The 12,988-nt window shown below is 42.8% G+C and carries 11 protein-coding genes and 1 tRNA gene; 9 read left to right on the forward strand and 3 right to left on the reverse strand.

Annotated elements, in window-relative coordinates:
- Positions 1-308 precede the first annotated feature (308 nt).
- The 9 genes from A1019T_RS06455 (at position 309) to ispD (ending at position 10,551) form a co-directional block, all read left to right on the forward strand.
- Positions 309-1,418 carry a porin gene (locus tag A1019T_RS06455; protein ID WP_077450924.1) on the forward strand — a complete coding sequence of 370 codons (1,110 nt, stop codon included), beginning with the start codon at positions 309-311 and terminating at the stop codon, positions 1,416-1,418.
- A 327-nt stretch (positions 1,419-1,745) separates the two neighbouring features.
- Positions 1,746-3,374 carry a CTP synthase gene (locus A1019T_RS06460; protein ID WP_077450925.1) on the forward strand — a complete coding sequence of 543 codons (1,629 nt, stop codon included), beginning with the start codon at positions 1,746-1,748 and terminating at the stop codon, positions 3,372-3,374.
- Between the two features lie 260 nt (positions 3,375-3,634).
- The gene (kdsA, locus tag A1019T_RS06465; RefSeq protein ID WP_077450926.1) at positions 3,635-4,495 is read left to right on the forward strand and encodes a 3-deoxy-8-phosphooctulonate synthase; all 861 of its coding nucleotides are present in this window, start codon (positions 3,635-3,637) and stop codon (positions 4,493-4,495) included.
- 74 nt (positions 4,496-4,569) lie between these two features.
- Complete coding sequence (locus A1019T_RS06470; protein ID WP_077450927.1) at positions 4,570-4,818, forward strand: heavy-metal-associated domain-containing protein; 249 nt, start codon at positions 4,570-4,572, stop codon at positions 4,816-4,818.
- A 65-nt stretch (positions 4,819-4,883) separates the two neighbouring features.
- A complete protein-coding gene (locus A1019T_RS06475; RefSeq protein ID WP_077450928.1) occupies positions 4,884-5,108 on the forward strand; it encodes a copper ion binding protein in 225 nt (74 codons plus the stop codon).
- A gap of 219 nt (positions 5,109-5,327) precedes the next feature.
- Complete coding sequence (locus A1019T_RS06480; RefSeq protein WP_077450929.1) at positions 5,328-7,661, forward strand: heavy metal translocating P-type ATPase; 2,334 nt, start codon at positions 5,328-5,330, stop codon at positions 7,659-7,661.
- A 244-nt stretch (positions 7,662-7,905) separates the two neighbouring features.
- Entirely contained in the window at positions 7,906-9,222 is a 1,317-nt protein-coding gene (gene eno, locus A1019T_RS06485; RefSeq protein ID WP_077450930.1) for a phosphopyruvate hydratase, read from the forward strand.
- 189 nt (positions 9,223-9,411) lie between these two features.
- Positions 9,412-9,765 (forward strand): FtsB family cell division protein, encoded by a 354-nt coding sequence (locus A1019T_RS06490; protein ID WP_077450931.1) that lies wholly within the window; start codon positions 9,412-9,414, stop codon positions 9,763-9,765.
- Between the two features lie 57 nt (positions 9,766-9,822).
- Positions 9,823-10,551: a 2-C-methyl-D-erythritol 4-phosphate cytidylyltransferase gene (gene ispD / locus A1019T_RS06495; protein WP_077450932.1), complete on the forward strand. Its 729-nt coding sequence runs from the start codon at positions 9,823-9,825 to the stop codon at positions 10,549-10,551.
- 191 nt (positions 10,552-10,742) lie between these two features.
- On the opposite strand, the gene A1019T_RS06500 is transcribed toward ispD, so the two are convergent.
- The 3 genes from A1019T_RS06500 to pyrC all read right to left on the reverse strand — a co-directional run bounded on the left by A1019T_RS06500 (position 10,743) and on the right by pyrC (position 12,935).
- A tRNA-Glu gene (locus A1019T_RS06500) sits at positions 10,743-10,818 on the reverse strand.
- Positions 10,819-11,006: 188 nt separating this feature from the next.
- Positions 11,007-11,654: a ribonuclease T gene (rnt, locus tag A1019T_RS06505; RefSeq protein ID WP_095532575.1), complete on the reverse strand. Its 648-nt coding sequence runs from the start codon at positions 11,652-11,654 to the stop codon at positions 11,007-11,009.
- A gap of 264 nt (positions 11,655-11,918) precedes the next feature.
- Positions 11,919-12,935, reverse strand: a complete 1,017-nt coding sequence (pyrC, locus tag A1019T_RS06510; RefSeq protein ID WP_077450934.1) for a dihydroorotase — start codon at positions 12,933-12,935, stop codon at positions 11,919-11,921.
- Positions 12,936-12,988 lie beyond the last annotated feature (53 nt).

Below are 12,988 nucleotides of genomic sequence, written 5' to 3' on the forward strand. Positions count from 1 at the left end.
CGTAAGATCCTAGCGCATAACTTCTGTTTTATTTTAAATAAAAAGCTTGGTAACCCGCCTCTTCAGTTTGAATTGCTAATAAAGTGTTGAGAGTGGGGTATCGTTATAATATGAAACGAATAGATAAATTCAGTTACTCATTTAACAGATATGTCACATAATGTTGCCATAATCATATTTAAGTCAGTTCTAACTAAGTTTGTCTCTTTTTTTAGGTACAAGTAAAGTTTAGATCTTTTATGGAAGAAACTGGGCGTTAGCTTGTTAGGGCAGCCCATAACTAAAATTGTAAAGTGGAGATTTACCCCATGAAAAAACTACTTTTAGCATCAGCTGTTGCTGCTCTATCTGTATCTGCGGCTAACGCTGCTCCTACCGTTTACGGAAAAATCTTTTTAACAGCTGATTACGTTGATGAAGAGCTTAAAGGCGGTAACGAGAAGTATGATGAGAATGGTGTTGAGATCAACTCACAAGGTTCACGTGTAGGCTTCAAAGGTTCAGAGCCATTATCTGCTAATACTGACGTAGTGTACCAATTAGAATACGGTATTGATGTAGATGGTGATGACCATCAAACTTTCAAAAACCGTGATACTTACTTAGGTCTAAAAAACAACACCTTTGGTGAATTCCGTGCCGGTAAAAACCAATCAACTACGGACTACATCAACAACGTAGTAGTAAACGAAGGTTACTGGGATAACTTAGGTTCTACTAAATTAGGCGACGAGCAAAAAGTTGCTGCCTTAAACATGGCAGACAGTGGCCGTATCTCAAACTCTATCGTTTGGATGGCACCGAAATTTGACGGTGTACCAGTACAGTTCGCTGCTATGTATGGCAATGACGACGACTATGCTGGTGAGAAAAACACTGGTTGGGGTGCTTCATTAATGTTTGACCAAGGTGCTGGTTATACTTTCGGTCTTGCCTATGAAAAAGACTTAAACCTTCGTAGTGATGTTGAATTCCAAGTATTCAATGCTGATGGATCACCTAAATTAGAAGATGGTAAAAAAGTATACGAAACCAAATTTAACGGTGGTGATTTAATCCGTGGTACCGCTACTTTAGACCTAGCTACTTTCAACTCAGGTTTCCCTGTAACGCTAGGTGCTTTATATCAAGAAGCTGACTATGATTACGGCGATAAGAAAGAAAAAGGTTATGTAGTTAGTGCTCAAATGGGTCTAACTAATTTTGCTAAGCCAGCTACTATCTATGCACAGTATAACAACACCTCTAACCTTTACGGTCAAAACGGATTTGATTCAGATCAAATCGTTGTAGGTGGTAAGTACTACTATCAGAAAAACATGATTGCTCATGCTTATATCGGTCAAAACGATGCTGATTATGACAATGTAGATGGTAAAGTGTTCGCAGTTGGTGGCGGTCTAGAATACAAATTCTAATTTAAATTAGAATCTTATTCTCAAAAAGCTCATCCCTTCGGGATGAGTTTTTTTATGGGTCAAAACTTTAAATTAGCAATGATTGCTAAAACCATACCTATTTTCATGCGTCTACACAGCAAGAAACTGTTACACTATGCCCCTGACAATTGTTGTGTATTACTATAGTCAGGCTCAAATCTGAAGGTTTTTGATGAGTGTATCAATATATCCTGCCTATCTAATTGCAATCTTAAAGTTAATACAAAGTCAACCCTGTAAATTCTCCCTCAAATTTAGTAAAATCTCTTTTTACCAACTTGCGACTGTCGCATTAAGACTGAAACTATGACTAAATTTATATTTGTGACCGGTGGGGTTGTGTCCTCACTAGGTAAAGGTATTACCGCAGCCTCTTTAGCGGCCGTATTAGAAGCACGTGGCCTAAAAGTTACCATGACCAAAATGGATCCGTACATCAACGTTGATCCAGGTACCATGAGCCCCTTCCAGCACGGTGAGGTATTCGTTACTGAGGATGGTGCTGAAACGGATTTAGACCTAGGGTATTACGAGCGCTTTTTACGCCACTCAAAAATGAGTAAAACCAACAACTTTACCAGTGGCCGTATCTATCAAACTGTATTGAACAAAGAACGCCGTGGTGACTATTTGGGCGGCACAGTACAAGTTATTCCGCACATCACTGATGAGATCAAACACCGTATTCACGCCAGTGGCGAAGGGCATGATATCGCTATTATAGAAATTGGCGGTACTGTGGGTGATATTGAATCACTACCGTTTATGGAAGCGGTTCGTCAGATGCAAGTTGAGCTGGGTCGAAATCGTGCCATGCTTATGCATCTAACTTTAGTGCCTTACATTTCAAGTGCGGGCGAAACTAAGACTAAACCTACTCAGCATTCAGTAAAAGAGCTTCGGTCAATTGGCTTACAGCCAGACGTGTTGATCTGTCGCTCTGAGCATGCTATTGGTGAGGACAACCGACGCAAGATTGCTCTATTTACCAATGTAGAAGAGCGTGCGGTTATCTTATGTGAAGATGCTGATAGTATTTATCAGATTCCACGTACGCTACATGAGCAAGATTTAGACGATATTATCCTAGAGCGCTTTGGTATTGAAGCCCCAGAAGCCGATCTATCAGATTGGGATAAAGTGGTTGATCGTCTGTTGAATGCTGAAGGTAAAGTGACTGTAGCTATCGTAGGTAAATACGTAGAGCTACCCGATGCTTATAAATCAATCAACGAAGCTTTATTGCATGCAGGTATTACCCACAAGACTAAGGTTGAGATTGATTACGTTGATGCTGAAGCGTTAGAGACTGACGACAGCCTAGTTCAGCAACTAGAGCAGGCCGACGCTATCTTAGTACCCGGTGGATTTGGTGAGCGTGGCAAATTAGGTAAGATGCGTGCCATCACTTATGCCCGTGAAAACAATATTCCATTCTTGGGTATCTGTTTGGGTATGCAGTTGGCAGTTATCGAATTTGCGACCAACAAGTTAGGGCTAAGAGCCGACTCAACTGAGTTTGATCGTCAAGCCGAAGAGCCTATTATTGGTCTAATCACTGAGTGGTTAGATGAAAAAGGCGAGTTACAAGTTCGCAATGATGACTCAGACTTAGGCGGTACCATGCGCTTAGGTAGTCAGAAGGCAGAATTGGTGGAAGGCTCTAAGCTACATCAAATCTATGGCTCTAAGATTATCACTGAGCGTCACCGTCATCGTTATGAGATGAATAACCGCTATATTGAGCCATTAGAAGAAGCGGGTATGAGCATCTCAGGCTACTCTGCCAAACAGCATTTGGTTGAGTCAGTAGAAATTGCCGATCATCCTTGGTTTATCGGGGTGCAATTCCACCCTGAGTTTACCAGCTCGCCACGAACTGGTCACCCTTTATTCGCAAGCTTTATAGAAGCGGCAATAAAAAACCAAAAGTAAGCTGATAGCAATTAGTGAATGACAAGCAAACGGGTTTTTGTTTTGATAATCCGTTTTATAAAAAGAGGTTGGGCTATCCTAACCTCTTTTTTGTTTCTTAAGCTAAGTTTGGTGTTTTGTACATAAGGTTTGTATTTGACTTAGCTTGTACTACAATCCATATATCGCCTTTTAAAGTTAGAAAGTTCATACTTAGACCGTTCAGATTTAGAATATTTAGTCGGATTTAGAACATTTAGATAATAAAAAAAGAGACCTTTATGACTGCATTAACTCAAGCACAATCACAAATTCAATTAAATGATATGACCATCGCCAATGATAAGCCTTTTGTGCTGTTTGGCGGTATGAACGTATTAGAGTCAAAAGAATTGGCTTTTGAAATTGCCGAGGGTTACATCGATATCTGTAATCGTTTGGGCATTGGCTATGTCTTTAAGGCAAGCTTTGATAAAGCCAACCGCTCTAGCCTAAATTCATACCGTGGTCCTGGCCTAGAAAAAGGTGTAGATTGGTTGGGTCAAATCAAAGAAAAATATAAGGTGCCAATTATTACCGATGTGCATGAGCCATACCAAGCTGAGCCAGTGGCAGAAGTAGCCGATATCATTCAGTTACCTGCTTTTTTAAGCCGCCAAACAGACTTAGTTCAAGCCATGGCAAGAACTGGGGCCATCATTAATGTCAAAAAAGCACAGTTTTTAGCCCCCCATGAGATGCGCCATATCATCAATAAATGCTTAGAAGCAGGCAATGATAAAATTATCCTCTGTGAGCGTGGTACGTCCTTTGGTTACAATAACCTAGTGGTAGATATGCTTGGCTTTGATACTATGAAAAAGATGGATGTGCCCGTGTTTTTCGATGTGACGCACAGCTTACAGCAGCCTGGTGCGCGCAGTGACAGTGCTGGTGGGCGCCGTGAGCAGATTACCACCTTGGCTCGTGCGGGCATGGCAACAGGTCTAGCAGGATTATTTTTAGAAGCTCATCCAGAGCCAGAATTAGCAAAATGTGATGGTCCTTGTGCGTTAAGAATGAGCCAATTAGAACCGTTCTTAAAGCAGTTAAAACAGATCGATGATTTGGTAAAAGGCTTTAGCGTATTAGATACTCACTAATCTAATAGGCTGATATTAAGTTAATCCTATAATTAATCCACTAAATAACTTATAAATAACTCAGAGGGGGCAGTATGGCCATTCAACAGGTCCAATTTAGTATCGAAAATATAGATGATGCTGAAGGTATTCAAGGCGTCATTACCGCCTTAAAAAATATCGATGGTGTTCAATCAGCCGAACTGTCCCCTGAGACTGACACAGGTGTTGTGCAGTTTGAAGATACCAAAACCTCTATCCATGCTATTAAGGCGGCCGTCAGTATGGTAGATTATGTCACTCAGCCTTTTCCAATGGATGCTCCTGCCAATCCAAAAAACTAGTTAGCATCAAGTAGAATATAAATTAAATATAAGCCAAAACTATAAAGAATCATAAGGAGTAGATAATGAGTACAGAGACGCGTGTAATTAATATCGACGGTATGACTTGTGGTGGCTGCGTAAAAAGCGTTGACAGCGCCTTAACACAGCTCGATGGGGTGCAATCAGTAGAAGTAGATTTAGAAGGCAATAAAGCTTCAGTGACTTATGATTCCTCAGCAGTAGCCGTTGATGCTATAGTAGAAGCTATTGAAGAGGCAGGCTTTGATGCGGTAGTTGCAGGCGAATAAGCCAAAAGGGTTAATAATTTTGTTTTATTAGCCCGACAAGCCAGCTTTGTGCTGGCTTTTTTGTTTTTAAACTTTTTATTTTATAAATCAAAATTCTAATAGTTTAAAAGGCCTAGCAAACAGTTAATCCTTACATCCATTGATTATACGGCGCATCCTGTCTAGAATTCTTCGCGAGTTATTTCTTTTTATTTCCACTTAGTTAACCTTGGTGTTGTCATGTCCACTTCGCAAGCTACAAATAACGATAATAACAATCAAAATAATGCTAAAAATAAACCGCCAATCGCTACTGAGAACCTAGCGAAAGCCCAGTTTCAAGTTGAGGGCATGTCGTGTCAAGCGTGTGCCACTCGTATCGAAAAGGTTTTAAATAAAAAACCAGCCATTGCTTCAGCAAGCGTTAGTTTTGCTGGCGAGACTTTGAACGTCTCTTATGATGCCAGTCAGTCCAATGCCGCGCAGATTAGCGAGTGGGTCAGTAAGACAGGATTTACTGCAGTGCCTATGACGGATAACCAAATCCCTCAGGCGGCGGATAAATCTATGGATTGGCGCTTGGTGCTGATCTGGATTTGTATGATTCCTTTTTTGATCGGTATGGCAGGCATGATGCTAGGTCAAGGGATGAGCTGGATGCCGGCATTATGGATACAGTTTCTATTGGCCACGTTTGTTCAGCTAGGATTGGCCGGTCCTTTCTACCGTAGTGCTTGGGCTTCTATCAAAGGTGGTCTGGCCAATATGGATGTATTGGTGGTTATTGGGACGGTAACCATTTGGGCTTATTCTACCTATATTTGGTTAGAGAGCTTAGGCGTCAACCTATTAGATAGCAGTAGTTTCGCCTTAAGTTGGTCAGAAATTACCAGCCATAGTGCGGCTCATGTTCCGGTGTACTTTGAGGCCGGAGTGATGATTATCGCTTTCGTTAAGCTGGGTAAATACTTAGAGCAGCGTACCAAGAAGCACAGCCTAAATAGCATTAATCTGCTACTAGAGCTGACACCCACCACAGTGGAGAGATTGGTTACTGGTAAACCGCAGCAAGCAATACAGCCTGAGACCAGAGATGCAGAATTAAGCTTTGAGCAGGTAAATTTAAATGAAGTGCAACAAGGGGATGTATTGCGCGCTAAGCAAGGGTCACGAGTGGCAACAGACGGCATTGTCATCTCAGGCGAAGGCTGGTGTGATGAAAGTCATTTAACCGGAGAGTCGGTTCCTGTTACCAAAAATAAAGGCGATAAAGTGCTGGCTGGTGCCATGGTTGAAAACGGTAGCCTCAACTATCAAGTTACCGCAAAAGGCAGTGATACTCAGTTAAGTGATATGGTAAAGGCCCTGAGTGAGGCTCAAGGTAGTAAAGCGGATTTGGCACGTCTGGCGGATAAAGTAGCGGCGGTATTCGTGCCGGTGGTGGTCCTGATTGCCTTGGTCACGTTTGGGTTGACCTTATCTATTACCGGGGCAATGGACAAAGCTATTTTGCATGCGGTGTCAGTTCTGGTTATTGCCTGTCCTTGTGCATTGGGGCTAGCTACTCCGGCGGCCATTATGGCCGGCATGGGCGTGGCGGCTCGTCATGGGGTATGGTTCAAAGACGCTCAAAGCTTAGAGATGGCCGGTAGTGTAGATACGGTTGTGTTTGACAAGACCGGTACTTTGACCAAAGGTAAGCCGCATATTGTTGATTCAATGATGGTCAACAAAGCAATTAAAGCAGATGATGTACTTCAGTTAGCCGCCAGTGTCGAAGCCCATGTCAGCCATCCTTTAGCAACGGCTGTGGTAAATGCCGCTCAAGTTAAGAACATACCTCTGCTTGTAGCTGATAAGGTGGATGTGGTATCTGGGCTTGGGGTAAAAGCTGTCGTAGAAGGCTTTGGTGAGGTAAAAGTAGGCACTCCTGAATTTGTGGGCTTAAAACTGCCCAAAACATTGCCCAAAGTATGGCAAATAGCCAGTACCATTGCAGTCAGTGTCGAGGGAATGCCGCTGGGTATGTTTGCTTTGGCCGATGAGCTAAAAGAAGAAAGTCTTCAAGCGGTTAAAGCCTTGAAGCAAGATGGCTTAGAAGTGGTACTGTTAAGTGGTGACAAGCCATCAGTGGTGCAGCAGGTTGCTGATGATTTAGATATCCAAGTGGCCCATGGTCATTTTAAACCTCGTGATAAAGCGCAGTGGATTGAGGCGCACCAAGCAGTGGGTCATAAAGTGGCTATGGTAGGGGATGGGGTTAATGATGCGCCGGCAATGGCCACAGCTTATGCCAGCTTTGCTATGTTAGAAGGGACAGAGGTGGCCAAGCACAGTGCCTCAGCCAGATTAATGGGTGACTCGATTATGCAGGTGCACTCAGGGGTAGACATTGCCAAGGCCACCGTGCGTAATATTAAGCAAAACCTATTTTTTGCCTTTGTTTATAACTGTTTGGGCATTCCTTTGGCGGCTTTTGGCTTATTAAACCCGATGATTGCTGCTGCGGCCATGGCATTAAGCTCAATTTCGGTATTAATGAACGCCCTTCGCTTGACCCGCCATAAGGTTTAAGTTGTAGCAATAATTGCTGGGGCTTATGTTTTTGGTAAATGCTCATCAATAAGCCCTTTTATTTATAGATAATTGCTTGGTAATCGATTTGAAACATCCTAGAATTTGGGAATTTGTGCTATCATTAGCCAAATTATTTTTCACAAAAAAATACGTTAAGAACTCCCTTGAGTAACCCGCATTGCTTTGGGTAACCTGCTCGAAATTTATTCTTATTACTTAATTAAAGAGGCTTGTAGACGCTATGTACGCAGAAACTTTTACTAACGCAACTGAAATTCAAGACATTCGTGCTCGTGAGATTTTAGACTCACGTGGTAACCCAACTATTGAAGCCGATGTTATTTTAGCAGACGGTTCGATGGGCCGTGCAGCTGCACCAAGTGGCGCCTCTACTGGTTCACGTGAAGCCCTAGAGCTACGTGATGGTGATAAGTCTCGTTACTTAGGGAAAGGGGTTATCAAAGCCGTTTCTAACGTAAACAGTCAAATCAGAAGCGCTTTACTAGAAAGTGATGCCACAGATCAGCAAGCCATTGATAACCTTCTGATCGAGCTTGATGGTACTGATAATAAAGACAACTTAGGTGCTAATGCTATGTTAGCGGTGTCATTAGCGACTGCTAAAGCCGCTGCTATCTCACAAAACATCCCATTACACCAGTACATAGCAAATTTACGTGGTCAAACTTCATTGACCATGCCAGTGCCAATGATGAACATCTTAAATGGTGGTGAGCACGCAGATAACACAGTAGATATCCAAGAGTTCATGATTGAGCCAACAGGTTTTAGCAGCTTCTCAGAAGCCCTTCGTGCTGGTGTTGAAATTTTCCATAGCTTAAAGTCAGTTCTTAAAGCTCAAGGTTTAAACACAGCTGTGGGTGATGAAGGTGGCTTTGCACCAAACCTACGCAGTAACGAAGAAGCGATTACTGTTATTCTACAAGCGATTGAGCAAACAGGTTATAAAGCGGGTAAAGACATTCACTTAGCGCTAGACTGTGCAGCCAGTGAATTCTACAAAAATGGTCAGTACATCTTAGCGGGCGAGGGTAACAAGACTTTTGACAGCCAAGGCTTCTCTGATTACCTAGTAAGACTAACGGAACAGTATCCAATTATCTCTATCGAAGACGGTCTAGATGAGTCAGATTGGGAAGGCTGGGCTTACTTAACCAGTAAATTAGGTGACAAAGTACAGCTGGTAGGTGATGACTTATTCGTAACTAACCCAGCTATTTTACAAGAAGGTATTGATAAGAACATTGCCAATGCTATCTTGATTAAGTTTAACCAAATCGGTACTTTATCTGAAACTCTAGATGCCATTTACCTAGCTAAGAAAAATGGCTATGCTACAGTAATCTCACACCGCTCAGGTGAGACAGAAGACAGCACTATTGCTGACTTAGCAGTAGGTACTGCAGCCGGTCAAATCAAAACAGGTTCTCTATGCCGCTCTGACCGTGTGGCTAAGTACAACCAGTTATTACGTATCGAACAACAAGTTCGTGCCAGCTACCGTGGTCGTGAAGAGTTCATCGGCTTACGTGGCTAATCAGACCGCTAGTTTTTATTAAATTAGTTGTCTAGAGTGACTAGTAGATTGAGTGGCTGTCCTTAGGATTCCACTCAATCTTGCTATTATAGACTGCACAGATACTGTTATACTTTTATGAGTAGTCGTATTGTATTCTCAGACACTTTCATATTCATGCTCACTGTTTAATTTATCCTAAGTCCTCTTATGAAATATTTTAGCCAATTTATGTTGTTCTTAATTGCTGTTGCGGTATTGCTAGGCTTGCAGTATCAGTATTGGCTAGGAAAAAGTGGGCGCGCAGGGTTAGAGCAACTGCATGAAGAAATGGCCGTGCAGCAGCAGATGAATGATCAGAAGATGGATGAGAATAAAGTACTCCGTGCTGATGTGAATGATTTAAAAAATGGGTTAGAAGCTGTTGAAGAGCATGCTCGTTTAGACCTAGGTTTGATTAAACCAGGTGAGACCTTCGTGCAATTATCTACGGCTCCGGTGACTCATACCAATCAGCCAACACCGCCTGTTAATCCAGAAGATGCCATTGAAAGTATTCCTTAGGGTTTAACGTTTAAGAGTGTAACGTTTATTATTTCATCAATTCAAAAGTGATTAATTTTGACTGCAACCACCTCTGCCTCAGCCCTCCCAGATTCCACCTCACCCAAAGTATTTAGTCTAATTGTCGCCGCTGGCAAGGGCAGCCGCTTTGGTTCTGATATTCCCAAACAGTATACGCCAGTACATGGTAAGACCATTTTGCAGCAAAGCGTCACCGCTTTGGCGGCCAGCAGCTATATCCAGCAGCTGCTTTTGGTCATTGCCAAAGACGATAGCGTTGCCAAAGACTTAGACTTTAGTATTCCTGTGACTTTCACTGAAGGAGGTGCTGAGCGTTGGCAGTCAGTGCAGGCTGGAGTAGAGGCCGTGTTTGCTGCTGGGGCAAAAGATGAGGATTTGATTCTGATTCATGATGCAGCGCGCCCTTGTGTCTTGGCCAAGCATATCGATTTGGTGATAGAGGCGGCGATGCAGCACCCTTATGGGGCCATCTTGGGGGTTCCTGTCGCAGATACGCTAAAGAAGGTGAGCGTAGAGGGCGATATTCAGGCTACCATTGATCGAAGTAGTCTATGGCAGGCTCAGACCCCTCAAGTGTTCCGAGCGGCTAAATTACTCCAAGTTTTGAGCTATGTGGCAGGCAACGGGTTGATGATTACCGATGAAGCCAGTGCATTTGAAGCCATGGGTCATGCCATTAAGATAGTGCCGGGCAATAATCAAAATTTGAAGCTAACGTATGCAGAAGACTTAACGCTAATCGAGAGTATTCTTAGCAGTCGTTAGCAAGAGGCTGATGTTCATTTAATAGAGGTTTCAATAGGCTGTTTCATAGGCCATAAAATTAACAAACTATAAATCCGGCCTTCAACACTAAGAGATAAAAAAGACATAAAAAAAAGCCAAACTCAAAGAGTTTGGCTTTTTTCGCAAGCAGTTATCAATCGGATAATGCTCACTTAGATAACACAAAATAGTGGTATCCCGTAGGGGATTCGAACCCCTGTTACCGCCGTGAAAGGGCGGGGTCCTAGGCCTCTAGACGAACGGGACACAGACCACTTCGACCGCTTTCACCGTTAATGTCGAAGTGGTGCGTATTCTAATGATTAACCTATGGGGTGTCAACCCTTTTTTTTGAAAAAAGTGAAAATTTTGCAAAAAAAAGTCAAACCCCTGATTTGCTGGGGTTGTTTGCCCCTATTTAATAGGTTTAGAGTCTGTTTCTGTTAGCCCTGAGTTTAAGATTCTGCTTCCTCTTCAGTTTCAGATACTAAATTGTGCATGGCATTTTCTAGCATCGGATAACTATTTAGGATATGACAAAATAGTTCAGCAGTTTTCTGGGTATCATAAAGAGCCGAGTGGGCTTCTGTGCCACTAAATTCGATACCAGCAGCTTTACAGGCTCTGGCCAAAACTGTTTGACCAAAGGCTAGAGCTGATAGGGTCACTGTGTCTAATACTGAGAACTGGTGAAATGGGTTGTGATTTTTACTGTTGGTACGCTCAATGGCCGCATTTAAGAAGGATAGGTCAAAGTGGGCGTTATGGCCAACTAAGATACACTTCATACAGTCGTTTTCTTTACGCACCGCTTTTAGCTCTTTGAAGATACGACGTAGGGCAGGTTTTTCTTCTTCAGCAATGGCTTTGCGCATTGGGTTATTGGGATCAATTCCCGTGAAGTCTAAAGCACGCTGCTCAAGATTGGCGCCTTCAAAGGGATTAAGATGAGCGTTTAAAGGCTCACCAGGGATAAATCTGCCTTCTTCATCCATAATAATGGGAATACAGGCCAATTCCAAAAGCGCGTCAGTTTTGGCATCGAAACCGGCAGTTTCCACATCCACAACGACAGGCAGAAACTTACGGAAACGATCCACCATTTTTAGGACAGGCTGCTGAGCAAAGCCATTACCATTGGTGGTTTGTTCTGCACTGGTAACATCTGAACTGCTTTCGTTAGATGAGGTGTTGCTACAAACTCTTGGTTCGCTATTACTGTCATTTTGGTAGGCATCGTCAGTTACATTAGAGTGAGTCATAAATCAAAATCGCATTATATAGTGTCAAATAAAGGAGGGGCTTAGAGCTAAACTAAGCCACTAAATTAAAAGCTCATAAATCGCTTATTAAAAGCTTAAAAGGGATTAGTCGTGTTTAATAGACCACGGCAAGGTCTCGCCTGCCATCAATGGCGTTAGCGTTTTTTGATCCATATAAGCGTAGCTATCAGGCACTTGCATCGGCTCATTGACCAAAGTTATGCACTCTTCATTCACTGGTAGGCCATAAAACTGTGCCCCAAATTGACTGGCAAAGCCCTCTAAACGGTCAATCTTACCCACACTATCAAAAGCTGTGGCGTATAAAGGTAGGGCGATAGATGCTGAATAACAGCCGGCACAGCCGCAAGCATTTTCTTTGGTATGAGTAGCGTGAGGGGCAGAGTCAGTGCCTAAGAAAAACTTAGGGTTACCACTGGTGGCCACATCAAGCAGGACTTGCTGATGCTGTTGACGCTTTAAGATAGGTAAGCAGTAGAAGTGCGGTTTTACGCCGCCTACCAGTAAATGGTTACGGTTAAATAGGAGATGCTGCGGGGTAATAGTGGCTGCCACATGCTCACCTTGCGATAATACGAAGTCGGCCGCATCGCCTGTGGTGATATGCTCTACCACAATTTTTAGTTCAGGAAACTGAGTCACTAAGTTATTTAAAGTGGTGTCAACAAACTGTTTTTCACGGTCAAAGATATCCACGTGAGAGTCGGTCACTTCACCATGGATAAGTAGCGGCAATCCATGCTTTTGCATGGCCTCAAACACATCATTACGAGCGCTTAGGTTAGTAACCCCATCGGCTGAGTTTGTGGTTGCTCCAGCAGGGTATAGCTTAACGGCTTGGACAATGCCTGATTCTGCCGCTTGTTGAATATCAGCAACTGTGGTGGTATCAGTCAGATAAAGCGTCATTCTAGGATCAAAAGATTGCTTATAGCGCTCTTCAATGTCTGCTTGCTGTAAAGCTTGCAAAATACGCTCGCGATAGGCTAAAGCGTCACTGGTATTCTTAACAGGTGGAACCAAGTTTGGCATGCAGATAGCACGATTAAAGCTTTGAGCTCCACTTGCATGTTGATGACACCGTACATAACTTCCGTCAATGAATACCCATTCTTTATCAGTTTGTGTTCGTAGGTCAAAAAAAAATTCTGCCA

The sequence above is a fragment of the Psychrobacter piechaudii genome (genome assembly GCF_900162825.1).
In the GTDB taxonomy this organism is placed as follows: Bacteria; Pseudomonadota; Gammaproteobacteria; order Pseudomonadales; family Moraxellaceae; genus Psychrobacter; species Psychrobacter piechaudii.